The following is a 24,981-nucleotide window of genomic DNA, read 5'->3' on the forward strand; positions in this document are numbered from 1 at the left end:
GAGTGGAGCTGTCTAAGAAACCGCTTCACAAACAGGAGGCCTTCATGTCCCACGCTAATGCAGCATTGACCCCTAAAGCACGTTTGAAACTCGCCAGGCTCATCGTCGACCAGGGATGGAGCGTGGCTACCGCGGCAAAGCAGTACATGGTCTCCTGGCCCACGGCCAAACGCTGGGCAGAGCGCTACCGCGCCCACGGCAAGGACGGCATGGCCGACAGGCCCAGCCGGCCCCGCACCAGCCCAAACCGCACCCCACAGGCCGTGGTCAAGAAGATCGTGGCCCTGCGCTGGCGCAAGCGCCTGGGCCCGGTCCAGATCGCCTACCGTCTCGGTCTGCCCGCGTCAACCGTGCACGCGGTGCTGGTGCGGTGCCGGATCAACCGGCTGCGCTACATCGACCGCGTCACTGGCGAGCCGATCCGCCGCTACGAACATCCTTATCCCGGGGCGATGATCCACGTGGATGTCACCAAGTTCGGCAACATCCCCGACGGCGGCGGCCACCGGTTCGTCGGCCGGGAGCAGGGGGAAAAGAACCGTGTGGCGACACCCGGGAAACCCCGCAGCGCCCACCACAACCCGAAGATGGGCACCGCCTTCGTGCACACAGTGATCGATGACCACTCGCGTGTCGCCTACGCCGAGATCCACGACGACGAGAAGTCATTGACGGCCATCGCCGTGCTCGAGCGAGCCGTGGCCTGGTTCGCGGCCAGGGACGCCACCGTGGAGCGGGTTTTGAGCGATAACGGGTCCGCTTATCGCTCCCATGCCTGGCGCGATGCCTGCACCGAGCTGGGCTCACACCCAAGCGGACCCGGCCCTACCGGCCCCAAACCAACGGCAAGATCGAGCGATTCCACCGGACCCTGAACGACGGATGGGCCTACGCCAAGTTCTACGGCAGCGAGACCGTCCGCCGCGAGGCCCTGCCGACGTGGATCCATGAGTACAATCATCATCGGCCCCACACCGCAACCGGGAACCAGCCACCCATCAGCCGCTTAACCAACGTCTCTGGTCAGTACAGCTAGCGCCTCCGGCCCAAGGCCGTCGGCGCTGGTGGGCCGTTGACACGGTCATGGTCTCACCGGCCACCCAGACACGCCCATCACTCCGGCGCGGATGCTGCCTCCGCCGATGAGGCGCCTCGCTGCCAGCGGCGGAACGCCAATCCGGATGGTCTTCCCCGCACGCTCGGCGAGCGCACGGCCGAAGCAGGTCTCCTAGCCGGGGCCTAGTCCGGGGACTACGCTGGGCAGGCAGAGGGCGCGATGCCTTCGGTCCCTTGGCGCAGCGTGTCCCTGAGGAAGGTTCCGATGACCGAGCGAAGCAGCGGACACACGCTGGAGTTGGAAACCATGCTGGAAGCACCATGCGAGCGGGTCTTCCGCATGCTGACGGAACCGGCCGAGCTGGCGAAATGGTGGGGACCCGAGGGCTTCACCACGCCCGAGGCCACGCTCGACCCACGACCAGGCGGCAGCTACCGCCTGACCATGCAGCCGCCCGACGGCGAGCCGTTCCACCTCGCCGGTGAGTTCCTCGAGATCGATCCGCCGCGCCGCCTCGTCTACACCTTCCGGTGGGAGGAACCAGCGCCCGACGACCGAGAAACGATCGTCACGCTTTCCCTTGACCCCCGGGGCGGCCACACGTGGATCAGACTCGCCCAGGGCGAATTCGCAACCGACGAACGGATCGCCCTGCATCGGGCCGGCTGGACGGACGCCCTCGGGAAGCTCGCGCAGGCCGTCCGCTCCGGCGCGTAATCCCTTCCGGCTGCGCCCTACCGTTGCGACTTCTCGCCCGTGGCACTTGAGGGCACCGGGTCGTGGCGCAGGTAGTCGCGCCGGAAACGTCCGGTGCCGCCGGTCAGCGCCCGAAGCTCGATGGCGTAGCGCAGCAACTCCTGCTCGGGAACCTCGGCGCTGATTTCGGTGCCCTCCCCGTCCGCTGAGTCCGATCCGGTCAACCGGCCGCGCCGCGCGGACAGGTCGCTCATGACCGTCCCCACATAGTCGTCGGGAACCGTGATGGTCACGGCGGAAACCGGCTCGAGCAACTGGATGCGCGCCGCAGCAGCGGCCTCGCGCAAAGCCAGGGCCCCGGCAGACTGGAAGGCAGCGTCGGAGGAATCGACGCTGTGGGTCTTGCCACCCACCAGCGTCACGCGGATGTCGACCACGGGGAACCCTGCCCAGACACCCTTTTCCATCTGCGACCGCACACCTTTTTCTACCGCTGCGATGTACTGGCCGGGGATCACTCCCCCGACGATCTTGTTCACGAACTCGAACCCGCCACCCTGGCGGAGCGGTTCGACCTCGATGTCGCAGATGGCGAACTGGCCGTGCCCGCCGGATTGCTTGACGTAGCGTCCGTGCCCGGGGGCCGCCGCCGCGAACGTTTCCCGCAGCGGCGTGACCACGTCTACCGTCTGCACCTTCACGCCCTGTCCGCGCAGCCGGTCGAGCACCACCTCGGCGTGGGATTCGCCCATGCACCACAGGATGAGCTGGTGCGTCTCCGCGTGGCGCTCCACCCGCAGCGTCGGATCACCCGCGGACACCTTGGCCAGGCTCTTTGCCAACGCGGCTTCATCGTTGCGTGTGGCAGCCTCGACCGCCACGGGCAACAGCGGCTCCGGCATCGCCCACGGCTGGATCAGCATCGGGTGATCTCTCCCGGACACGGTGTCCCCGGTCTCGGCGGTGCCGATCTTCGTCAACGCGCAGATGTCTCCGGCGACGCAGCAGGACACCGCCCGCAAGGTCGCGGCGGCCGGGGCGTGCAGATGGGTGACCCTCTCGTCACTGTCATGGTCGGCATGGCCGCGGTCGGCGAGCCCATGCCCGGAGACGTGGATGGCCGAATCATCCCGCAGGGTTCCGGAGAACACCCGCACTAGGGATACCCGGCCCAGGAATGGATCTGTGCTGGTGCGTACGATTTCGCCGGCGAGCGGTCCGTCCGGATCACAGCGCAGCGGGGTGCTTGGCGAACCGTAAAGGCCCGTCACTGGCGGCGCGGGACGTTCCAGCGGGGATGGGAAGGCCCGCCGGAGCATCTCCAGCAATTCGGCAACGCCCAGTCCCGTTTCCGATGAGGTGGCCAGCACCGGGTAGAACGAGCCTCGGGCGACGGCAGTCTCCACGTCGGACAAGAGAACATCAAGCCCAATGTCCTCGCCGCCGAGATAGCGGTCCATCAGGGACTCGTCTTCGCTCTCCGCGATGATGCCTTCGATCAGCGCGCTGCGGGCCTCCTCGGCAGCCGCCAACTCCCCAGCGTCTGCGGGGCGGAAGACCGGTTGACGTTCCCCTTCCGGGTACTCCGACACGGTTCCGGAAAGCAGCCCATGCAGCCCGGAAACCGCAGCCCCGCTCCGCACCGGCAGGTACAGCGGTTGCACCGACTCGCCGAACGCGCGGCGGCAGTCGGCCAGCGCCGCTTCGAAGTTGGCACGTGGGTGGTCCAGTCGGCTGATCGTCACAGCCCTCGGCATCCCGACGGCGGAGCATTCTTCCCACAGCGCGACGGTCGCCGCATCGATGCGATCGACGGCGGACACCACGAACAGCGCGCCGTCAGCGGCGCGGAGACCGGCCCGCAGTTCACCCGTGAAGTCCGAGTAGCCTGGGGTGTCGAGGAGGTTGATCTTGACGTCGTCGTACATAAAAGGGAGAACGGACAGCACCACGGAACGCTGCTGGTGGATCTCTGACGGATCCGAATCGCTGACGGTGGTGCCCTCCAGAATCGAGCCCATCCGGTTGGTGGCGGCCGTTGCCACGAGCATGGCCTCGGCGAGCATTGTTTTGCCGGACCCGGAGTGCCCTACCAACACCACGTTGCGGATTTGCTCGGGCCGGGAGACCGTGGCCGAGGCAGAACCCTCCGCGCGCCGCAGATCGGTGCTCCGCGCCGATCCCTTTGCCAAACCGTTGGCGGATTTCCCCGACATGAGCGCCTCCTGGCGTCGTAGGCATCCTCGTCCCTGCACACTCGCGTGCTGTAACTGATTCGACACCACGAAGGGGTTCAGCGGCAAGGGTTGGACCGCTTCGCTGTGCAAACAAGTGGGCGCCGGGTGCCAGCGCCGAGGCTTTTCGCTGCCGCCGGCTAGAGCAGCCCACCGGCGCCGCCCGGCATGCCAGCCTCGATCAGCTCCATGACGGACGAGTCCGCCAGGGTGGTGACATCTCCGATCGGCCTGTCCTGCGCCACGTCCTTGAGGAGCCGGCGCATGATCTTGCCGGAACGGGTTTTAGGCAGCTCGGCCACCACATGATCTGCCGCGGCCGCGCGATGGCCTGCCCGGTGGTCTCGTCCAGGGCGCCGACAACCGCGGCTTCGGCGACCTTTGGATGGGCGCACAAGTCGGCGCCACCGGTGCACGCCAAGGCACGTGGTGCGGAACGTCAGCTGATCAGTATTCGCCCTTGATCACGAAGTAGCAGCCGCGGATAACGCCTGCCAGCTTTGATTTCTGTCGGGCGAACTTGAACCCTGAGAGCTCCTCTGGAATTTCCATGCCTTCCGCCAGTTTGAATCCGACGGCTCGCTTCCCGCCGTCCTCGATGCTGTACATGACGTTGATCGAGAGCCCCGACTCGTAGAACACGTAATCCATCCGCAGTCCGTCGACTTCGAAGCCAGTTGCTTCGAGCACGCGCGAGCCGATGACGATGTCGCGCTCTTCCTTGAGGATGCGGCTGACCCGGTCGATCACCTCCGGAGCCTCGTTTGCCGGGCTGACCGTGAAAACATGGTCGTACTTGTTGCCGTAGTAGCGGGCCTCGTTGGCACGCAACCCTGCAAGTGCCTCGGCGACCGGAGACGATTCCAGCCCCACAGTAGAAACGTTCTTAAAGTCGACAACATGCGGCATGGCTCCCCCTGAAGAGATGTCTTGGACCAACGAGCGTTCTTGCGGTTGATCCACGGTACAACGGCCCAAACCGTAGACCATCAAAGGAAACGCAGTCGGAGCGGGTGCGTCACCGTGGCACTGGTCAATGGCCGGGCCCGGCGACGATGGTGTTCGTCGGCTGGGAATTTGCTGACATCATCTTCTCCTTCAGATGTTGAAGCGCGGCTACGGAGGAGTTCTCCGGGCCGCCGGGACCGAGGCGTCGGTGGATTCAGGGTTCAGCAGCAAAATCGCGCCGGTAAGGAAGCAGAGGGCTCCCACGAGTGTGCCGAGATTGGACAGCTGGGCGTTCCAGATATCGCCGCTCGACGGTATGACGTAGGCCGCGGCCGCCGAGATGCCGAACGCAACAGAGCCGGCCATGTTGATCACCCCGATCTTCCATGCGCGAGTCCTGTGACCGCCGGAAAGGGCGCCGCGACCGGCATCCCGCAACGCCACGCCGCTTGCAACGAGGAAGGCGGCTGAACCCAAGGCGTCGGGTCGCCACACCCGTTGGTCGGTCAGCTCCGCACCGAGATTGACCCACATTGCGTTTGCCGTACTCCAGTTGAACCACAACGTGCCGGCGAGTTGAACCGCGCCAGCGAGCCAGCCGAGATTCCGCGGCGCCCAAACCCACAACGAATGCCGCGCGGCATCCAGGGCCGGGAGCCCGTCAACGGCTTCGCGGTACTGCAGGAACGCCGCGCTGGTGAAGAACAGCGAACCGACAAAAAACGTGGCTGCACCCATGCGCAAGCCCACGGCCTCGGCGTATGACGGCACCGCCCCCAAGGCGAACAGGCTTGAGCCGATGATGAACAACCAGGCGATCCACCGGCCCCGCCGGGCCGAATGGTCAGCCTTCGAGCTGTCAGTTGGATGGTCGGCCCTCGAGGGATCCCGATGTTGGACGCTGCCTACGTCGCCAGGCACAACGGACGTCGTCGAGCCCGGCGCCGGGACCGGGAGCACATTGGTGATCACGAAGGCCACCGCCACCGCAACCACCACCTGGGGTGTTACGGCCACCCCGTCCACTCCCAGGAGTAGCGTGGCCAGCAGCGTCGCCGTCAATGGCAGCCGCAGCATGGCTGCGCACATGGCTCCCATACCCATGCCGATCCCTGCCGCGAGATTCATTCCGGGCAACCCACTCGCAGCAATACCAAGTGCCGCACCGATGAACATTGAAGGGAACACGGGCCCACCACGAAATGCACTCAGCGAGAGCCCGTAGACCAAAGCCTTACAAACGACCAGCAGGACCAGCACAGCAAGCGAGTAGCCCGCGGCGTGTTCGACCAGTTCCGGAAGCGCGTCCTGCCCGGAGAACAGCACCTGCGTGAAGCTTTGCCCGGAGATCAACTGGTACGCCATCGCGGTCAGTCCGATCAGCAAGCCGAGCGCAGACGTCACCAACACCCGGTTTAGGTGCACGAGAGGACGAAGCGACAGCCCGACCCATCGGATCAGCCATCCCAACAGCGCGCCGGCGGCGCCCATGACCACCGCCCAGCCCAACGTGGCCACTGTCGGCGGCACCGCAGGCGGCACCACGGGCAGCGCCAGCGAGAAGCTGCCCAACCCGGTCCAGCCGTCCAGGCCGACGAACACCAGTGCCCCGACGCCGGATGCGAGCAGGCCGGGCAGGGCCATCAGGCTCAGCGTCATTCCCCCGATCCCTGCGGCCTCCATGATCAGGAATGCGCCGAGCACGGGAGACCCGAGCAGGGTACTGATCGCCGCGAAACTGCCAGCCGACGCCATGATCGTCAGTGCCATCGGAGGGGCGTCCTTCTTCACCAGGTGCACCGCCAACGCCCCGAGGCCACCACCTATCGCGATCAGCGGCCCCTCGGGCCCGAGCACCGCGCCCAGGCTGAGCGTGGTCAGCGCCGCGAGGACGATGCCCACGAGCTCACGCCCGCTGGGCGGGCTCCCGCCCGTCTTAAATCCGAAGGCAGGTGAGTGGCCCCCGGTTCCCGGCAGATACCGGATGGTCAACGCGGTCAACAGCCCACACAGCACCAACCACGGAACCGGCCACCACGCGGGAGCCGGACCCCCGAAGACTTGATTTGGCAGCCCGACGAAGACGAACTGCTGGACTGCGGCGACCAAAGCGAGAAAACCGTACGCAAGGACCGAGATGGGAACACCCAAGACCGCCGCCAGCACGAGCGCAGCAATGTACGGCCTGGACCGAATCACGACCATCGGGTCCAGACCGGACGGCGACGCGGCTGGCTCGCTCACGCCCGACACCCTGGCACGCCAGTGACGATCCGGGTCACCCCGAGCGTCCTCCCTCCGGTTCGGGCCGAATGGGCGCAGACGACTGAGGGAACGGTTTCCGTGTGCCCCCGGGAACAGTTGAGCATCACTTCTTCTTCCGCTGGCCGTCCGCTAGAGGGCAGGAGCCGTTAGTCAGATCTCACGCGCGAGTGAGGCTGGTCAGTCGGCCTGTTCGCCAAGCTAGCGGTTCCGGTTTGTGGCTGCCTTCACCCGAAGCGGGTGAAATCGAAGGGAAAATCACCGGCGGCCTGCGCGGACGTCGAACTGAATGAACTCATGCACTGCCGCGTCGAGGTCGATTGGCGGCGACGTGGCCGGGCGAGCTGATCCAGCACGGGTGTGTCGTTCTTGGCCGCCGCTGGCGAAGCTTTTGGAGCTGTGGAAGGGCCGGGCGGCAACAGCCGCGGCCGCCAACAAAAATGGGCCCCATGGGGCCCAGACAAAGACAATACGTGCCCGAGGTGGGATTCGAACCCACACGAGTTTCCCCGCCGCATTTTGAGTGCGGTGCGTCTGCCGTTCCGCCACTCGGGCATGCACCGGATGCAAAAGTCGATCGTCCACACTGTGAAAACCGTCATGCTGCTTGGTGCGCGAATCTACTCTACATGCAGATAGGCTATTTCACGGAACCGACGCCATGGTGAATGGCAACGAAACAGTCTAGGAGCGCCAGTGCCTGAACAAACCGAGTCTGCCCCCGCTCGCCGCGTCGTCGTAGCGGAGGACGAGACACTGATCCGCTTGGACATCGTCGAGATCCTCCGCGGTGAGGGTTACGACGTCGTTGCCGAAGCCGACAATGGCGAAAAGGCCGTTGAACTGGCCCAGGAGCTGAAGCCGGACTTGGTCCTGATGGATGTGAAGATGCCGGTGATGGACGGGATCACGGCCGCGGAGCAGATCGTCAAGGCCCGTATTGCCCCGGTGGTGCTGCTGACCGCGTTCAGCCAGAAGGAACTGGTGGAGCGTGCCCGCGACGCCGGTGCCATGGCCTACGTGGTGAAGCCCTTCACGCCGGCTGATCTGATTCCGGCCATCGAGATCGCGCTGTCCCGGCACGAGGAAATCACGGCGCTGGAATCCGAGGTGTCCGACCTGCAGGAACAGTTCGAGACTCGGAAGCTGGTAGAACGCGCTAAGAGCCTGCTGATCACCAAGATGGGTCTGACCGAGCCGGAGGCGTTCCGGTGGATCCAGAAGACGTCGATGGACCGCCGCCTGAGCATGCGCGAAGTCGCCGAGACGATTATCAACCAGGTGAACTAGCCGGGTCTCCACGCGGCCGCGAGCGGCCTTGGTCGACCACCGATGTGAACGGGCGGCCTTGGTCGACCACCGATGTGAACGAGCGGCCTTGGTCGACCACCGATGTGAACGGGCGGCCATGGTTGACCACCGATGTGAACGGGCGGGCTCCGGAAATCTTCCGGAGCCCGTTTCTCTATGGAGCAGCTAGGAGACCGGCCACGGTCCGACCTTTTCGGGGCGCGGGTGCGAGTGTCCGTTGAGCACTTCGCCGGCATCGGCCAGGTCTCCCACCCGGTGGACCTTGAGCGAGTTGGTGGAGCCGGCCTTGCCGGGAGGCGAACCGGCGGCGATGACCACCAGATCGTCGATCTCCACTAGGCCGCGTTCGTACAGGATCCTGTCCACTTGGGCGGTCATTTGATCGGTGTGCTCCACGAATTCGACGACGAGCGGCTGGATCCCCCACGTCAGCGAGAGCACGTTCAGCGTGGATTGCAGCGGGGTGAAGGCGTACACCGGCCGGCCGGGACGCAGCCGGCTCAACCGCCGCGCCGAGTCGCCGGACTGGGTGAAGGTACAGATGTACTTGGCATCCAGCTGGTCGGCAATCTGCACGGCCGCCCGGGTGATGGCGCCGCCGCGGGTCTTTGGCTGGCTGCCCAGCGGCGGCACGCGGTCCAGGCCGTGCTGCTCGGTGGACTCGATAATCCGCGCCATGGTCTGGACCGTTTCCAGCGGGTACTTGCCCACGCTGGTTTCGCCGGAGAGCATGACGGCGTCGGCCCCGTCGAGTACGGCGTTGGCGCAGTCCGAGGCTTCCGCCCGCGTGGGCCGGGGGTTGTCGATCATCGATTCGAGCACCTGGGTGGCAACAATCACCGGCTTGGCCCAGCGGCGGGCAAGTTCAATCGCGCGCTTCTGCACCAGCGGCACGTCCTCGAGCGGCAACTCCACGCCCAGATCACCGCGGGCCACCATGATGGCATCGAACGCGTCGATGATCTCCTCGATCGCATCCACTGCCTGCGGCTTCTCGATCTTGGCGATCACCGGCACCCGCCGGCCCTCTTCGTCCATGATCTCGTGGACCCGCTGGACGTCGGCGGCGTTGCGCACAAAGGACAACGCCACCATGTCGACGCCGGTCTTGAGGGACCAGCGCAGATCGTCCTCGTCCTTCTCGCTCAAGGCAGGGACGTTGACGGCCACGCCGGGCAGGTTGATGCCCTTGTTGTTGGACACCGCGCCCGCCACAGTCACTTCAGTGACCACCTTGACGTCGTCCACTTCAATCGCCTTCAGCGCCACCTTGCCGTCGTCGATCAGCAAGGAGTCGCCCACCTTGACGTCGCCGGGCAAGCCCTTGTGCGTCGTCGAGCAGATTTCGGCGGTTCCTTCCACGTCCTCGGTGGTGATGGTGAACCGGTCCCCCACCGCCAGGTGGTGGGGGCCGTCCACGAACCTGCCCAGCCGGATCTTAGGGCCCTGCAGGTCCGCGAAGATCCCCACCGGCCTGCCCAGCTCGGCCGATGCCCTGCGGACGTTGTCGTAGGTCTGCTGATGCACGCCATAGTCGCCATGGCTCATGTTCATCCGGGCCACGTCCACCCCGGCCTTCAGGACGGCCAGGGTGCTCTCATAGCTGGCGATGGCAGGGCCGAAGGTTGCAACGATTTTTGCGCGTCTCATATCCCTACCCTAATCAGAATGCGGCGGGCGCGCAGGCAATGGCATGCTAAGGCAGCACCGCGATCGGCCGGTCTTCCGGAGCAACCGGGGCGTGCAGCCGGGTGGTGCCGGTCAGCCATTCGTCGACGGCAGCGGCACAGGCGCGGCCTTCGGCGATGGCCCACACGATCAGGGACTGTCCGCGGCCGGCGTCGCCGGCTACAAAGATGCCCTCGGCACTGGTCATGTATCTGCCGTCCCGGCCGACATTTCCGCGCTGGTCGAAGGCCGCGTCGACCTGCTCGCCCAGCTCGGTTTGCTCCGGCCCGGTGAAGCCCAGCGACAAGAGCACCAGGTCTGCCGGGATTTCCCGTTCGGTGCCGGGCTTGGGCACCCGCCCGCCGTCCACGTACTCGGTTTCGGCTACCTTCAGGGCAGTGACCACGCCGTTCTCGCCCACGTACTCAACGGTGGAGGCAAGGTAGGTCCGTTCGCCGCCCTCCTCATGCGCGCTGGCCACTTCGAACAGCGTGGGGAACGTCGGCCATGGCTGATGTGCGGCACGCTCGGCCGGCGGCTGCTTGCCAATGGCCAGTGTGGTCACCGAGGCGGCCTGCTGTCGGTGCGCCGTGCCCAGGCAGTCGGCGCCGGTGTCACCGCCGCCGAGGATCACCACGTGCTTTCCCCGCGCGTCGATCTGATCGGGGATCGATTCCCCGGCCACCACCCGGTTGGCCTGAACCAGGTAATCCATGGCGAAGTGCACGCCCGACAGCTCACGGCCGGGCAACGGCAGGTCTCGCGGCACGGTGGCGCCGGTGGCGATCACCACGGCGTCGTAGCGGCGGCGCAGCTGATCCCAGCTGATGTCCTTGCCCGCTTCGATCCCGGTACGGAAGCGTGTGCCCTCGGCGCGCATCTGGTCCAGCCGGCGGTCCAGATATTGCTTCTCCATCTTGAAGTCCGGGATGCCGTAACGCAGCAAGCCGCCGATCTTGTCGTCGCGTTCATAGACCGCTACGGTGTGGCCGGCCCGCGTCAATTGCTGCGCCACAGCGAGCCCTGCGGGACCGGATCCGACGACGGCGATGGTGTGGCCGCTCAACCGTTCCGGGGCATGCGGCGTGACCCAGCCCTGGTCGAAGGCTTCCTCGATCACCGAGACTTCCACCTGCTTGATCGTCACTGCCGGCTGGTTGATACCCAGTACGCAGGACGCCTCGCAGGGTGCCGGGCACAGCCGGCCGGTGAATTCCGGGAAGTTGTTGGTGGCGTGCAGCCGTTCAATCGCTTCCTGGCCCATGTCGCGCCAGGTCAGATCGTTCCACTCCGGGATCAGGTTGCCCAGCGGGCAGCCCTGATGGCAGAACGGGATGCCACAGTCCATGCAGCGGCCCGCCTGGCTGCGGAGCACGCCCTTCTCCTGCGCCTCGTAGACTTCTTTCCAGTCCATGATGCGCACGGGGACGGGACGGCGCGGCTGGGTCTCCCGTTCACGTACTTTCAAAAATCCGCGTGGATCAGCCACCGGTTACCTCCAGGATTCGGGTCCAGACAACGTCGCCGTCGGGGTCCAGCCCCTCGGTTTCGGCGTTCGCCCGGGCTTGCAGAACGGCCGCGTAATCGCGCGGCAGCACCTTGGTGATGCGGGTCAGGGTGTCTTCGAGGTCCTCAAGTAGCTGGGCAGCCATCTGGGAACCGGTCTCCTCTGCCTGCTTCTTGAGCAGCGCGGCGACGGACTGTTGGTCCACGGCGTCCGGCCGCAGCAGTTGCAGCTCCCCGCTGTCCACGCCCTGCGTGTTCAACCGGGCGGGATCCAAATCCAGCACGTAGGCCACGCCGCCGGACATGCCCGCGCCGAAGTTGCGGCCGGTCGGGCCCAGGACCAGGGCCACGCCGCCGGTCATGTACTCGCAGCCGTGGTCGCCGATTCCCTCGACGACGGCGGTGGCGCCCGAGTTCCGCACAAGGAACCGCTCGCCCACCTGGCCGCGCAGGAACATTTCCCCGCTGGTGGCGCCGTATCCGATGACGTTGCCCGCAATCACGTTCTGCTCGGACGCGAACGCGTTGGCCCGGTCCGGCCGCACAATGATCCGGCCGCCGGAGAGCCCCTTGCCCACATAGTCGTTGGAGTCGCCCAGCAGCCGCAGGGTGATACCGGCCGGCAAAAAGGCGCCCAGCGACTGTCCGGCCTGGCCGGTCAGCGTGACGTCGATGGTGTCGTCCGCCAGCGACTGAATGCCGAAGCGCTTGGTCACTTCGTGGCCCAGCATGGTGCCCACGGACCGGTCCGTGTTGATGACTTCCAGGCTGATCCGGACCGGCTCGCGCCGGGTCAGCGCGTCGGCGCTCATCGCGATCAGCTGGTTGTCGAAATGCTTGTCCAGTTCATGGTTCTGCGTGGTCAGGTTCCGCAGCGGTACATCGGCGTCGGAGCCGTAGCCGCGCAGGATCGGCGCCAGGTCAAGGTCGTCGGCCTTCCAATGGTCGACCGCTTCGCGGGTATCCAGCAGCTCGGCATGGCCGATGGCTTCTTCCAGGCTGCGGAAGCCCAGTTCCGCCAGCAGCTCGCGCACTTCCTCCGCGATGAACTCGAAGAAATTCACCACAAACTCGGGCTTGCCGGTGAAACGCCGGCGCAGCTCGGGGTTCTGCGTGGCAACACCCACCGGGCAGGTATCCAGGTGGCAGACGCGCATCATGATGCAGCCGGAAACCACCAGCGGCGCGGTGGCGAAGCCGAACTCCTCGCCGCCCAGCAGGGCTGCGATCATCACGTCGCGGCCGGTCTTCAGCTGGCCGTCCACCTGCACCACCACCCGGTCGCGCAGACCGTTGAGGATCAGCGTCTGCTGGGTCTCGGCCAGCCCCACTTCCCAGGGGGCGCCGGCATGCTTGAGCGAGTTCAGCGGGCTGGCACCGGTTCCGCCGTCGTGCCCCGATACGAGGACGACGTCGGCCTTCGCCTTGGTCACGCCGGCAGCCACGGTGCCGATTCCGACTTCGGAGACCAGCTTCACGTGCACGCGTGCCGAAGGGTTCGAGCGCTTCAGGTCGTAGATCAGCTGCGCCAAGTCCTCAATCGAGTAAATGTCGTGGTGCGGCGGCGGCGAGATGAGGCCCACCCCGGGCGTTGAGTGCCGGGTCCGGGCCACCCAGGGGTAGACCTTCTGGCTCATCAACTGGCCGCCCTCGCCGGGCTTGGCACCTTGGGCCATCTTGATCTGGATGTCCGTGGCGTTCGTCAGATACAGGCTGGTGACGCCGAACCGGCCGGAGGCCACCTGCTTGGTCGCCGACCGGCGCTCCGGGTCGAGCAACCGATCCACATCTTCGCCGCCTTCGCCGGTATTCGACTTGGCGCCGAGCCGGTTCATGGCAATGGCCAGTGTCTCGTGCGCCTCCTGCGAGATGGAGCCGTAGCTCATCGCCCCGGTGGAGAACCGTTTGACGATGCTGGAAACCGGCTCGACCTCCTCCAGCGGAACCGCCGGGCGGCCGCCGGAGGAGAACTTCAGCAGGCCGCGCAGCGTCATCAGTTCCTTGGCCTGGTCGTCAACGCCGCGGGTATAGGCCTTGAAGACGTCGTAGCGGCGTTCCCGGGTGGAATGCTGGAGCCGGAACACGGTCTCCGGGTTGAACAGATGCGGCGGTCCTTCCCGGCGCCACTGGTACTCGCCGCCGGCCTCCAGCGTCCGGTGCGGGTCCTCGATGCCGTCGGACGGGTACGCCTGGGCATGGCGGGCCGCGGCTTCTGCGGCGATCACGTCCAGGCCGACGCCGCTCAACAGGGACTGCGTTCCGGCGAAGTACTGGTCCACCAGCGACTGGGACAAGCCGATCGCTTCGAACGTCTGGGCGCCGCAGTAGGAGGAGACGGTGGAGATGCCCATCTTGGACATGATCTTCAGCACGCCCTTGCCCAGGCCCTTGATCAGGTTCTGCACGGCCTGGGCCTCGGTCACGCCTTGGAGGTGGCCGTTGCGCACCAGTTCCTCGCAGCTTTCCATCGCCAAATACGGGTTCACCGCGGAGGCGCCGAACCCGATGAGCACGGCAACGTGGTGGACCTCGCGTACGTCGCCGGCTTCCACCAGCAGCGAGATCTTGGTCCGATTGGCACTCTTGAGCAGGTGGTGGTGCACTGCGCTGGTCAGCAGCAGCGTCGGGATGGGTGCCCACTGGGCGTTCGAGTCCCGGTCGGAGAGCACAATGAATTTCACGCCGCGGTTGACGGCGCCGGAAACCTTTTCGCAGATTTCCTGCAGCCTGGCCGCCAGTTCCGAAGCGCCGCCGTCGGGCCGGTAGAGGCCGCGCACCTTCAGCGTGACGCGGTTCCCCTCGTCGTCTTCCATCGCCGTGATCTTGGCCAGTTCGTCGTTATTGACCACCGGGAACTTCAAGGCCACCTGGGTGGTGCGTACTTGCCCGGTGGCCAGCAGGTTGCCGTTCGGGCCGATCGATGAACGCAGCGACGTCACCAGTTCCTCGCGGATTGCGTCCAGCGGAGGGTTGGTCACCTGGGCGAAAGACTGCACGAAGTAGTCGAACAGCAGCCGGGGCCGCTTGGATAGCACCGCGATCGGGGTATCGGTGCCCATGGCGCCCAGCGGTTCGGCTCCGGTGCGGGCCATCGGGCCCAGCAGGATGCGCAGTTCCTCGTGCGTGTAGCCGAACGTCTGCTGGCGTCGGTTCACCGATGCCGTGGTATGCACGACGTGCTCGCGCTCCGGCAGGTCCTCCAGCCCGATCATGTTCTCCTTGAGCCATTCGCCCCACGGGTTGGCCGTCGCGACCTCGGCCTTGACTTCCTGGTCTTCGACCAGCCGTCCTGCCTCGGTGTCCACCAGGAACATCTTGCCCGGCGAGACCCGGCCCTTCCGGACCACCTTGGCCGGGTCAACGTTGACGACGCCGACTTCTGAGGCCAGCACGACCAGCCCGTCATCGGTCACCCAGTAACGGGCCGGGCGCAGGCCGTTGCGATCCAGCACCGCCCCGACGAGCTTGCCATCGGTGAAGGACACGGCCGCGGGGCCGTCCCACGGCTCCATCAGCATGGAGTGGTACTGGTAGAAAGCGCGCCGCTCCGGATCCATCGTGGCGTGGTTTTCCCACGCCTCGGGGATCATCATCATGATGGCGTGCGTGATCGGCCGGCCGGAGAGCATCAGCAGTTCAGCGACTTCGTCGAATGAGGCGGAGTCGGAAGCACCCGGGGTGCAGATGGGGAAAAGCTCTTCCGGCGTATCCCCCAGCAGCGGGCTCTTCAGCTGCGACTGCCGGGCGCGCATCCAGTTGCGGTTGCCCTTGACCGTGTTGATCTCGCCGTTGTGCGCGATGGTGCGGAACGGCTGGGCCAGCGGCCAGGAGGGGAAAGTGTTGGTGGAGAAGCGGGAGTGGACAATGCCGAGCTTGGTCTTGAACCGGGGGTCGGAGAGGTCCGGGTAGAAGGGTTCCAGCTGGGCCGTGGTCAGCATGCCCTTGTACACGATGGTCTTCGATGACAGCGACGGGAAGTACACCCCGTACTTGTTTTGGGCGCGCTTGCGCACCCGGAAAACGCGGGCGTCCAGATCGTTTCCGCCGGCATTGCCGGCGTCGAGCCCCAGGAACACCTGGACAAAGTGGGGCATGCAGGACCGGGCCATGGCGCCGACCAATTCGGCGACCACGGGCACTTCGCGCCAGCCAAGTACGGTGAGGCCTTCGGAGGCGGCCAGGGATTCCACGCCGTCCCGCGCTACCGCGGCTTCGGCGTCGTCGCTGGGCAGGAAGGCGGTTCCGGCCGCGTAGTGGCCCGGCTCGGGCAGTTCGAAGCCCACCACTGCCCGGAAGAATTCGTCGGGGATTTGGGTGAGCAGCCCGGCGCCATCACCGGTTCCTTCGTCGGCGCCGACCGCGCCTCGGTGTTCCAGATTGCGCAGCGCCGTCAGCGCCGAATCGACAATGTCATGCCCGGGTTCGCCCCTGAGGGTGGCGATCACGGCCAGGCCGCAGGCATCCTTTTCGTTAGCGGGATCGTACAGCCCGGTCTGTTCCGGGTAGGCGGCGAAACGACTGAACGGCGATTGCACTGTGCTGTGCTGGTGCCCGTGTCCGCCGCCGAGGATGCGTGGGGTACTCGACCCCTTGAATGGAGGAGTCATCTGAACTTCCTTCTCCTAGATGTGCGTGAGAAGGGGACGGCACTGGCCCCGCCCGGTTCAGCTTGCGGACAAGCCGGCCCGTGATGCACTGAGGAATCCGTGGCATACTCCCCCGGAACAGCGCATTCGATGTTCAGGGTTCGGATGGGGCCGCAAGGATAAACGGTGCGGTCGATCAGCCACGACCGCCGGGGACCGCACTGGTGGTGCGCCTTGACCGGCGGATTATCCACGTCAGTGTGGTCGGCACGCTGCATTTCTGCCTCCGGGCGGTAGTCCGGGATGGTGCGCACCTGTTCGTTCCGGTCTGCCGATGAGGGCCGACCGATCCGCAGAACCTGTCAGTTCTACGGTAGAGCGACGATAGCACGACGGGCGCCCTGTAACCCAGATTTTTCCGGATTTTTAACGAGGGTTTTCCAGATTGTTAACAGCGGATTCTGAGCAGTGCGTTGAGACGAAAGCACAAAGCCGCCGGAACGAACGCGGGTGCATTCGTTCCGGCGGCTTCACGGGCTCGCTAGTCTTGGCCCCGCTTGTTCTCCGCCCCTTCGGCCCTCAACGGATTCGTGGTGCCCTGGGCGTCTGCGGCGGCGGGCTGCTCGCTGTCCGAGCCGGGTTCCGCCGCGGGCGCTTCGCCGCTCTTCTCCCCCGCTGCCGGGGAGGACTCGGCGTCGCCAGGGGAGGCAGTGGCGGCCTCGCCGTGCGAGGCAGGAACAGCATCGTCACGGGAGGCAGGGACACCGTCGTCGTCCGTGGAAGCGTCCTGGCGCACCTCGGCCGTTTCCGCAGCCGGTTCCACGCTGTTCGCGTCGCCAGTCGGTGCCCGGCCCGGCAGGTACACCGAATCGGTCTCCGCGGTGCGCGGCTGCCGCGCGAGCACGATGAAGATCACCACGGCGGCGACCAGCAGCAGTAGCGATGTCCAGACGTTCAGGCGCTGGGTGATGCCCAGGATCGTGATCATCTCTGCATCGTCGATGCGCAGCATTTCGATCCAGATCCGGCCGAGTGTGTAGAACGCGACGTACAACCAGAACAGCATGCCGCGGCGGAACTTGAAGCGTTTGTCCAGCAGCAGCAGCAGTGCCACGCCGGCCAGGTTCCACAGCGACTCATACAGGAAGGTGGGGTGGAACAAGGTTCCCGGCGCCGCGTCGGCCGGGAAGTTGGGGCTGTCCGCGTCGACCTGAAGACCCCAGGGCAGCGTGGTGGGCGCGCCAAAGAGCTCCTGGTTGAACCAGTTGCCCCAGCGCCCGATGGCCTGGGCCAGCAGCACGCCGGGGGCGGCCGCGTCCATGAAGGCCGGCAGCTTGATCCCGGCCCTGCGGCACGCGATCCAGGCGCCCAGCAGGCCGAAGGCCACCGCACCCCAAATGCCCAGCCCGCCGCGCCAGATCTGCGGAATGAGGGCCAGGTCGCCGTTCGGCCCAAAGTACGCATCGGGCGAAGAGAAGACGTGGTAGAGGCGGCCGCCGATGATGCCGAACGGGATGGCCCAGATGGCCGCGTCCCAGATGAATTCGTCGGGTCCGCCGCGGGCCTTCCAGCGGCGGCTGGTGAGCCACAGCGCCGCCACAATGCCCAGCAGGATGCACAGCGCATAAGCGTGGATCGTGAGCGGGCCGATGCTGAATCCGGACCAGCCGGGGCTGGGGATGGATGCCGGGACGGCCATTGCAATAGTCGTGCTGTACACCAGATTCGTCCTCTAGGCCGAAGTTTGCAGGTCGGGGCGTGGCCGCGGGCGAGCCGCTGACCCACCGGTCATTCTGTCAGGCGCGGGCTGTGCCTTCGCTCAGCCGCGCCGCCAGTGCGCCCAGTGCTTGCACACCGGAGTGGCCGAGTTCGGCCACCAGCGCCGTACCCACGATGGCGCCCTCGGCGTAAGCGCCGATCTCCCGCACGTGCTCGGCGCTGGAGACACCCAGGCCGACGCACACCCGTTCGGCGCCGGCCTCGTGGGCGGCCTTGACCACCTGCTCGGCTGCGCTGGAGACATTCTCGCGGGCGCCGGTGACGCCCATGATCGACACCGCGTAGACAAAGCCGCGGCTGGCCTTAACCGTCATGGCCATCCGTTCCGGCGAGGACGAGGGAGCAACCAGGAACACCCGGTCCAACCCGTACTTGTCCGAAGCCTCGAACCATTCGGCGGCCTCGTCCGGAATCAGGTCCGGCGTGATCAGCCCGGCGCCGCCGGCCTCTGCCAACCGGCGGGAGAATTCGTCAACTCCCATCCGCATGACTGGGTTCCAGTACGTCATCACCAGCACGGCGGCGTCGCAGCGGGCGGTGATGCCGGCGACAATCTCGAACACCTGGCTGACCCGGAAGCCGTCCTTCAGCGCCTGGACCGTGGCGGCCTGGATGACCGCACCGTCCATCACCGGGTCGGAGTACGGAATGCCGATCTCGATGACATCGGTGCCGTTCTCCGCCAGCGCGACGGCGGCATCGATGGTGGTCTGGACGTCCGGGTACCCTGCGGGCAGGTAGCCCACCAGGGCGGTCCGGCCCGCGGCCAGGGCGCGGTCGATGGCGGCCGCCGACTTGCTGGCGGTAGCGGTATTGTTCACAGTTGCTCTCCTTCGGAGCCGATTCCGGCCTCGGGTGATTCCTGCGGCAGCAGGCCGAACCACTCGGCGGCGGTGGCCACGTCCTTGTCGCCCCGGCCCGACAGGTTCACCACGATGATGACGTCCTGCGGATTGTCTTTGCCCTCGGTCAGGCGCTTGCCCACCCGCAGCGCACCGGCCAGGGCATGCGACGATTCGATCGCGGGGATGATCCCCTCGGTCCGGCACAGCAGACGGAAGGCATCCATGGCTTCGGTGTCGGTGACCGGTTCGTAACTGGCCCTGCCAATGTCCGCCAGGTAGGAGTGCTCGGGTCCGACGCCTGGGTAATCGAGTCCGGCGGAGATTGAATGCGACTCGATGGTCTGGCCGTCCTCGTCCTGCATCAGGTAGGAGCGTGCGCCGTGCAGCACACCGGGCCGGCCCAACGTGATGGTTGCGGCATGGCGGCCGGTGTCCACACCGTCGCCGCCGGCTTCGAAGCCGTACAGCGCCACCTGGCGGTCGTCCAGGAAGCCATGGAAGATGCCGATGGCGTTGGAGCCGCCACCGATGCAGGCACAGACTGCGTCCGGCAGGCGTCCGGTTTGATCCAGGATCTGGGCGCGGGCCTCCTCGCCGATGACCTCATGGAAGTAGCGCACCAGCGCGGGGAAGGGATGGGCACCGGCCGCGGTGCCCAGCAGGTAGTGGGTGTTGTGCACGTTGGCTACCCAGTCACGCAGGGCTTCGTTAATCGCGTCCTTGAGCGTCTGCGACCCGGCGGTGACCGGAACGACGGTAGCTCCGAGCAGTTCCATCCGGGCCACATTCAGGGCCTGCCGGCGGGTGTCTTCCGCACCCATGTAGACCACGCACTCCAAGCCGAGCAGGGCGGCCGCGGTGGCGCTGGCCACGCCGTGCTGGCCGGCCCCGGTCTCCGCGATGATCCGGGTCTTGCCCATGCGCTGCGCCAACAGGGCCTGGCCCAACACGTTGTTGATCTTGTGCGAGCCGGTGTGGTTCAGGTCCTCGCGCTTGAGGAAGATCCGGGCGCCGCCGGCATGCTGGGAGAAGCGCTTGGCTTCGGTCAGCAGCGAGGGCCGCCCCGAGTAGTTCTTGTTCAGCTCGGCGACCTGGGCGATGAACTCGGGGTCGGCTTTTGCCTTTTCGAAGGTGTCTTCCAGTTCGTCCAGCGCCGCAATCAGGGATTCGGGCATCCAGCGCCCGCCGAAGGCGCCGAAGTACGGCCCGGGGGCATGGCGCAGGCTGCTTCCGGCGAGGAAAGCGTCGACTGCTTCCTGTGGGTTTCCGGACTCGGCCGGGGTGTCGGGGCTCTGCGTCATGGCGGTCCTGTCTAGTACTGGGGGCAGGCCGCGGAGCCACGGATGGCCGCTGCCTGCCCCTGAAGGATTCTTATGTCGTACGGGCCGTTGCCTCAGCGGCGGGCGGCAACGGCTTCGGAGCCGGCCGCGCCGAACTCGGCAACGGTTGCTTCCGGATCACCCATCGTGACCAGCGCTTCGCCCACCAGGACGGCGTTGGCACCCTGGCTTGCGTAGTCGCGGACATCTGCCACCGATCGGACACCCGATTCCGCCACCACCACTGCGCCGGCCGGGATCCTGCCCGCAAGCTCCGCGAACAGTGAGCGGTCCACGTCCAGCGTCTTGAGGTTGCGGACGTTGACTCCGATGATGCGTGCGCCAACGGCCACGGCCCGGTCGATTTCCTCGGCGGTGTGCGTCTCCACCAAGGCGTTCATGCCCAGTTCGTGCGTGAGGGCCAGCAAGGCTTTCAGATCGGTATCGTCCAAGGCGGCGACGATCAGCAGCACCAGGTCTGCACCGTGGGCGCGGGCCTCGAAGATCTGGTATTCCTCAACGTTGAAGTCCTTGCGCAGCAGCGGTAGGTCAACCACGGCGCGCACGGCGTCGAAGTCGGCCAGCGAGCCGTTGAACCTGCGCTGCTCGGTCAAGACGCTGATGACGGCGGCGCCGCCGCGTTCGTAAGCGGCGCCGAGTTCGGCGGGGTCGGCGATCGAGGCAAGCTCTCCCTTCGACGGGCTCTTGCGCTTGACCTCGGCGATCACCTTCAGTGCGGCACGGGGGGAATCGTTGCCGCCCAAGGCAGCGTAGGCGTCACGCGCTGCAGGCGCTTCGGCGGCCAGTCGCTTGATCTCCGCGAGCGGCACCTGGGCGCGCCGGGATTCGAGGTCTTCCCGGACCCCAACGATGATGTCGTCGAGAACGGTCACGCTTAGTGTCCGCTGCCCTGGATCTTGCTGCCGTCCACGCCGTAGCCGGCCTTCTTCATGATCCAGCCGGCGATCAGGCCGAGGAACATCACCACCACGCCGGCCCAGAAAACCACGTTCGAGGCCATGGCGAAACCGATGCCGGACACGATGGAGCCGGCGATCATGATGAACACGCAGGTCCAGGCGGCGGGGCTGTTGCCGTGGCCGATGACTTCGTCGTGGATGCTGCCTGCCGGATCCGTCTTCATTGCGGTTTCGGTGGCGGTGGCGTGGTTGACCATGATGTTTCTCCCTCTAAACGGTTCTGCTACTTCATTCTGCCATTGTTTGGCGGCATGGCAGGCCAGTGTGACACGCTGACCGGCGGCCCGGCCTTCCGTCCGGAGCCGGTTCCGGCGGTTCAGTCGGTCGGATCCTCGCCGCGGCTGAGCTGGTCCCAGCTGTCGATTTCGTCGACACTGCCGGCCCGGTCGGAGGGCATGCCGTCGGCCTGTCGCTCAGCAGCCGGCACGTACTTCTTCGATGCGGCCCATGACCGGCCGGCCAGCACCAGCCAGATGGCCGTCGCCACCAGCAAAATCCCGGCCACGGCCGCGAGGTAGGGAAAGACAGTGACGACGACGTCGGCCTCTCCCCCGATCTGGCCGGTTGCCTCGCCGATCGCGGCCGAGGCGGCGGCTGCGGGATTGGCGATCACGGCCAGGCTCGCTGCGGCAATGCCGATGCCGGCCGCTGCGAGCAGCACGGCGATCACGATGCGCGCAATCCTGCCGGCAATGGACGCGGCCAATGCTGAGGCCAGCGCCACCAGGGCCAGGGCCGTCACGGCGGTGGCGGCGTCGCTGCCGGCCACGCTGACGTCCGGTGTCTGGACCCTGGTTCCCGGGAGGTGGGCGGTGAGCCACGTTTGCGTCGTTGTCCCGAAGGCAGCCAGCGCGACCGCCACCGCGGCGAGCACCACCATACCCTTGCGCTGCCAGCGCGAGCCGCCCGTCCTCCGCTCCGGTTCCTGGCCCTTGGCCGGCGTGGTCTTGTCCTCGCTCATTGCTGCCCCTTCACCGGCACGTGCGCCGGGTTGGCCTGGTGCAGCCGCGCCGCCAGCGTCACCGCCCGTAGCGGAGCTGCCGCCTTGTTAACGGTCTCGAGCGCCTCGGCCTCCGGCTGGGAGTCGGCCACGATCCCGCCTCCGGACTGGACATAGGCGGTGCCGCCGCGCAGCAGCGCGGACCGGATGGCGATGGCCATGTCCATGTCCCCGGCAAAGTCCAGGTAGCCCACCACGCCGCCGTAGATGCCGCGGCGGTGTGGTTCCAGTTCATCCAGCAGCCGCAGCGCGCGCGGTTTGGGGGCGCCGGAGAGCGTCCCGGCCGGGAACGTCGCGGCCAGCACGTCGTAGGCGGTCTTGTCCGGAGACAGCCGGCCCACCACGGTGGAGACCAGGTGCATGATGTGGCTGAATTTTTCCACTTCCATGAACTGCGTGACGTCGACGCTGCCGGGTTCGCAGACCTTGGAGATGTCGTTGCGGGCCAGGTCGACCAGCATCAGGTGCTCGGCGCGTTCCTTCTTATCCGCCAACAGTTCCTCGGCCAGTTCCTTGTCATGTTCCACGCTGTGCCCGCGCGGCCGCGATCCGGCGATCGGGTGCGTGATGACTTCGTCGCCGGTCACGGTGACCAGCGCTTCCGGAGAGGACCCCACGATCGAGTAGCCCACGCCGTCGGAGTCTTCCAGGCTGAATAGGTACATGTAGGGGCTGGGGTTGAGGTGACGCAGCACCCGGTAGACGTCCAGCGCCGAGGCCGAGCAGTCGGCCTCGAACCGGCGGGAGATCACTACCTGAAACACTTCGCCGTCGACAATTGCTTCCTTGCCGCGGTCCACGGCTGCCAGATACTTTTCGCGGGCCCAGCGGTGGGTGACGCTGTTCATCAGGTCATCGGTCGCCAGCGCGGAGTCTTCCAGCACGGACACCTGCTGCGCCAGCGGCTCGGCCAGCTGGGCCAGCATGTGCTTGGCCCGCTTGACCGCATCCAGCCATGCCTCGTCGACGCGCTCGTCGCGGTTGTCGAAGTTGATCGCATTCGCTATCAGCGTGACCGTGCCTTCGGCGTTGTCATGCACGGCCAAATCGGTGACCAGATTCATGGCCAGTTCGGGCAGGTTCAGATCGTCCTCCGGCGGAGAGGTCAGCTTCTCCCAGTGGCGCACGGCTTCCCAGCCGACAAAGCCGACCAGCCCGGAGGTCAGCGGCGGCAGCGCTTCGAAGCGTTCGGTGCGCAACGCTTCCACCGTTGCCCGAAGCGCCTCCACCGGATTGCCATCCCGCGGCACGCCCACCGGCGGCTCGCCCAGCCAGTGCGCCTGCCCGTCCTTGGTGGTCAGCGTCGCCCGGGAATGGGCCCCGATAAACGAATAGCGCGACCAGACGCCGCCCACGGCGGCGGATTCCAGCAGGAAGGTGCCCGGCCGCTCGGCCGCAAGTTTGCGGTAGATCGAAATCGGGGTCTGGTCATCGGCGAGCACCTTGACGGACACCGGGATCACCCGTCGGTCCCGCGCCAAGGTGCGGAATTCCTCCAGGCTGGGGCTGATGACTCCGAGGTCCTGCATGCGTTATCCGTCTTTCGCTTCAGTCGCTGATCAAGCTGGGGTTGGGGAAAGGTGCCGGCAGCTTCTTAGCTGTCCAGCGCTGGTCCGTCGTCCGATGACGGACGGTGACCGGCAACCGCACCAAGGTCGCGGCCGTCAAAGCAGGTGCGGGTGCCGGTGTGGCAGGCCGCCCCCACTTGGTCCACCCGGACCAGCAGGGCATCGCCGTCGCAGTCCAGGGCCACCGACTTCACGAACTGCACGTGCCCGGAAGTATCACCCTTGCGCCAGTATTCCTGCCGCGAGCGTGAGTAGAACGTCACACGGCCGCTGGTTAACGTGCGGTGCAGAGCCTCATCGTCCATCCAGCCGAGCATCAGCACCTCGCCCGAATCGAACTGCTGGACCACCGCGGCCACCAGGCCGGCGGAGTCGCGCTTAAGCCGCTGGGCGACGGCAGGTTCGAGGGCCGCCGGACCCGCGGCGGGCGGCATAGCATTCGGGGATTCAGGCTGGGAAGACATCCCTACAAGTCTAGTGCCAAGTCCCGGTGGCCCCTGCCCGCGCCAGGACGGCTTGGAGGGACAGGATTTGCGGCCCGAAACCGGCGGCTTCGTGCTAGGTTCAGAAGTGATGCATTACGTAAATCCGTCCCGTGAAGTCCTGGCCGAGACCTTGCTGGCTGCCGGGCCGGATTCGCCCACCCTGTGCGCGGGATGGAAAACGGCGGAACTGGCCGCACACCTGTATATCCGTGAACACCGGATGGCTGCCGCACTCGGCCTGGCCTTTAAGCCGCTCGCCAAGATTTCCGACGACGCCACCAGGAAGACGGCGGACAAGGCCCGGGCAACAGCTGGCTACGCCAAACTGGTGGAAGCCTTTCGCGCCGGGCCGCCGGCCATGTCGCCGCTCAAAGTCCCGGCCGTGGACAACGTGGCCAATCTGGTGGAATTTTTCGTCCATACCGAGGACGTGCGCCGCGCCACCGACCGCTGGGCGCCGCGCGCCCTGGACGAGGATTATTCATCGGCACTGTGGGACGACCTGGTCAAGCGTGCCGCGCTGTTGTACCGGGGCGTGGATCTGGGCATTGTGCTGGTGCGTCCGGACGGACCGCGGCACGTGGCCAAGCGCGCGCCGGTTTCGGTGGCCATCGTCGGAGAGCCGAGCGAACTGCTGATGCATGCCTTCGGCCGCACCAAGCACGCCCTGGTCACCTTTGAGGGCCAGCCCGATGCGTTGGCCCTGCTGGAGAGCGCCGAAATCGGCCTCTAAGACT

The 24,981-nt window shown here is 66.4% G+C and carries 17 protein-coding genes, 1 tRNA gene and 2 pseudogenes; 4 read left to right on the plus strand and 16 right to left on the minus strand.

Features of this window, described 5'->3' with window-relative positions:
- The first annotated feature begins 44 nt into the window (after positions 1-44).
- A pseudogene (locus MNQ99_RS11255) lies at positions 45-1,036 on the plus strand (IS481 family transposase).
- 285 nt (positions 1,037-1,321) lie between these two features.
- Complete coding sequence (locus tag MNQ99_RS11260; protein ID WP_241913010.1) at positions 1,322-1,774, plus strand: SRPBCC family protein; 453 nt, start codon at positions 1,322-1,324, stop codon at positions 1,772-1,774.
- Between the two features lie 17 nt (positions 1,775-1,791).
- On the opposite strand, the gene MNQ99_RS11265 is transcribed toward MNQ99_RS11260, so the two are convergent.
- From MNQ99_RS11265 to MNQ99_RS11285, 5 genes and pseudogenes are all read right to left on the minus strand, one after another.
- Positions 1,792-3,969 (minus strand): elongation factor G-like protein EF-G2, encoded by a 2,178-nt coding sequence (locus tag MNQ99_RS11265; protein ID WP_241913011.1) that lies wholly within the window; start codon positions 3,967-3,969, stop codon positions 1,792-1,794.
- 158 nt (positions 3,970-4,127) lie between these two features.
- Positions 4,128-4,384 (minus strand): annotated as a pseudogene (locus MNQ99_RS11270) (acetyl-coenzyme A synthetase); the annotation flags it as partial.
- Between the two features lie 50 nt (positions 4,385-4,434).
- Positions 4,435-4,896 (minus strand): phage tail protein, encoded by a 462-nt coding sequence (locus MNQ99_RS11275; RefSeq protein ID WP_241915338.1) that lies wholly within the window; start codon positions 4,894-4,896, stop codon positions 4,435-4,437.
- Between the two features lie 207 nt (positions 4,897-5,103).
- Complete coding sequence (locus MNQ99_RS11280) at positions 5,104-7,179, minus strand: chloride channel protein (protein ID WP_241913012.1); 2,076 nt, start codon at positions 7,177-7,179, stop codon at positions 5,104-5,106.
- A gap of 492 nt (positions 7,180-7,671) precedes the next feature.
- A tRNA-Leu gene (locus MNQ99_RS11285) sits at positions 7,672-7,752 on the minus strand.
- A 141-nt stretch (positions 7,753-7,893) separates the two neighbouring features.
- On the opposite strand from MNQ99_RS11285, the gene MNQ99_RS11290 reads away from it, so the two are divergent.
- Positions 7,894-8,487, plus strand: a complete 594-nt coding sequence (locus MNQ99_RS11290) for an ANTAR domain-containing response regulator (RefSeq protein ID WP_241913013.1) — start codon at positions 7,894-7,896, stop codon at positions 8,485-8,487.
- Positions 8,488-8,673: 186 nt separating this feature from the next.
- Here MNQ99_RS11290 and pyk read toward each other — a convergent pair whose 3' ends face one another.
- The 11 genes from pyk to hisI form a co-directional block, all read right to left on the minus strand.
- Entirely contained in the window at positions 8,674-10,158 is a 1,485-nt protein-coding gene (gene pyk, locus MNQ99_RS11295; RefSeq protein ID WP_127514659.1) for a pyruvate kinase, read from the minus strand.
- A gap of 46 nt (positions 10,159-10,204) precedes the next feature.
- The gene (locus MNQ99_RS11300; protein WP_241913014.1) at positions 10,205-11,665 is read right to left on the minus strand and encodes a glutamate synthase subunit beta; all 1,461 of its coding nucleotides are present in this window, start codon (positions 11,663-11,665) and stop codon (positions 10,205-10,207) included.
- The gene (gene gltB / locus MNQ99_RS11305) at positions 11,658-16,289 is read right to left on the minus strand and encodes a glutamate synthase large subunit (protein ID WP_241913015.1); all 4,632 of its coding nucleotides are present in this window, start codon (positions 16,287-16,289) and stop codon (positions 11,658-11,660) included. Before gltB ends, MNQ99_RS11300 begins: the two co-directional genes overlap by 8 nt.
- A 520-nt stretch (positions 16,290-16,809) precedes the next feature.
- Positions 16,810-17,967, minus strand: coding sequence for a prolipoprotein diacylglyceryl transferase (lgt, locus tag MNQ99_RS11310; RefSeq protein WP_241915339.1), 1,158 nt, complete (start codon positions 17,965-17,967; stop codon positions 16,810-16,812).
- Positions 17,968-18,064: 97 nt separating this feature from the next.
- Positions 18,065-18,868 (minus strand): tryptophan synthase subunit alpha, encoded by an 804-nt coding sequence (trpA, locus tag MNQ99_RS11315; protein ID WP_127514666.1) that lies wholly within the window; start codon positions 18,866-18,868, stop codon positions 18,065-18,067.
- Positions 18,865-20,193, minus strand: coding sequence for a tryptophan synthase subunit beta (gene trpB, locus MNQ99_RS11320; RefSeq protein ID WP_127514668.1), 1,329 nt, complete (start codon positions 20,191-20,193; stop codon positions 18,865-18,867). The genes trpA and trpB overlap by 4 nt, the downstream gene beginning before the upstream one ends.
- 92 nt (positions 20,194-20,285) lie before the next feature.
- Entirely contained in the window at positions 20,286-21,104 is an 819-nt protein-coding gene (gene trpC / locus MNQ99_RS11325) for an indole-3-glycerol phosphate synthase TrpC (RefSeq protein WP_127514670.1), read from the minus strand.
- Between the two features lie 2 nt (positions 21,105-21,106).
- Positions 21,107-21,388, minus strand: a complete 282-nt coding sequence (locus tag MNQ99_RS11330) for an HGxxPAAW family protein (protein ID WP_241913016.1) — start codon at positions 21,386-21,388, stop codon at positions 21,107-21,109.
- Between the two features lie 119 nt (positions 21,389-21,507).
- Entirely contained in the window at positions 21,508-22,152 is a 645-nt protein-coding gene (locus MNQ99_RS11335; protein ID WP_241913017.1) for a Trp biosynthesis-associated membrane protein, read from the minus strand.
- Positions 22,149-23,720, minus strand: a complete 1,572-nt coding sequence (locus MNQ99_RS11340) for an anthranilate synthase component I (RefSeq protein WP_241913018.1) — start codon at positions 23,718-23,720, stop codon at positions 22,149-22,151. Before MNQ99_RS11340 ends, MNQ99_RS11335 begins: the two co-directional genes overlap by 4 nt.
- A 65-nt stretch (positions 23,721-23,785) precedes the next feature.
- Positions 23,786-24,223 carry a phosphoribosyl-AMP cyclohydrolase gene (hisI, locus tag MNQ99_RS11345; RefSeq protein ID WP_422387447.1) on the minus strand — a complete coding sequence of 146 codons (438 nt, stop codon included), beginning with the start codon at positions 24,221-24,223 and terminating at the stop codon, positions 23,786-23,788.
- A 109-nt stretch (positions 24,224-24,332) separates the two neighbouring features.
- Between hisI and MNQ99_RS11350 the strand changes: the two genes are divergently transcribed.
- The gene (locus MNQ99_RS11350) at positions 24,333-24,977 is read left to right on the plus strand and encodes a TIGR03085 family metal-binding protein (RefSeq protein ID WP_241915341.1); all 645 of its coding nucleotides are present in this window, start codon (positions 24,333-24,335) and stop codon (positions 24,975-24,977) included.
- The last annotated feature ends 4 nt before the right edge of the window (positions 24,978-24,981 follow it).

Source organism: Arthrobacter sulfonylureivorans (assembly GCF_022637435.1).
Lineage (GTDB): Bacteria > Actinomycetota > Actinomycetes > Actinomycetales > Micrococcaceae > Crystallibacter > Crystallibacter sulfonylureivorans.

Coding starts and splice junctions, on each gene's coding strand:
- MNQ99_RS11260 (WP_241913010.1), top strand. CDS start 1,322: ATGACCGAGCGAAGCAGCGGACACACGCTGGAGTTGGAAACCATGCTG.
- MNQ99_RS11265 (WP_241913011.1), bottom strand. CDS start 3,969: ATGTCGGGGAAATCCGCCAACGGTTTGGCAAAGGGATCGGCGCGGAGC.
- MNQ99_RS11275 (WP_241915338.1), bottom strand. CDS start 4,896: ATGCCGCATGTTGTCGACTTTAAGAACGTTTCTACTGTGGGGCTGGAA.
- pyk (WP_127514659.1), bottom strand. CDS start 10,158: ATGAGACGCGCAAAAATCGTTGCAACCTTCGGCCCTGCCATCGCCAGC.
- gltB (WP_241913015.1), bottom strand. CDS start 16,289: ATGACTCCTCCATTCAAGGGGTCGAGTACCCCACGCATCCTCGGCGGC.
- lgt (WP_241915339.1), bottom strand. CDS start 17,967: ATGGCCGTCCCGGCATCCATCCCCAGCCCCGGCTGGTCCGGATTCAGC.
- trpB (WP_127514668.1), bottom strand. CDS start 20,193: ATGACGCAGAGCCCCGACACCCCGGCCGAGTCCGGAAACCCACAGGAA.
- MNQ99_RS11330 (WP_241913016.1), bottom strand. CDS start 21,388: ATGGTCAACCACGCCACCGCCACCGAAACCGCAATGAAGACGGATCCG.
- MNQ99_RS11335 (WP_241913017.1), bottom strand. CDS start 22,152: ATGAGCGAGGACAAGACCACGCCGGCCAAGGGCCAGGAACCGGAGCGG.
- MNQ99_RS11340 (WP_241913018.1), bottom strand. CDS start 23,720: ATGCAGGACCTCGGAGTCATCAGCCCCAGCCTGGAGGAATTCCGCACC.
- hisI (WP_422387447.1), bottom strand. CDS start 24,223: ATGTCTTCCCAGCCTGAATCCCCGAATGCTATGCCGCCCGCCGCGGGT.
- MNQ99_RS11350 (WP_241915341.1), top strand. CDS start 24,333: ATGCATTACGTAAATCCGTCCCGTGAAGTCCTGGCCGAGACCTTGCTG.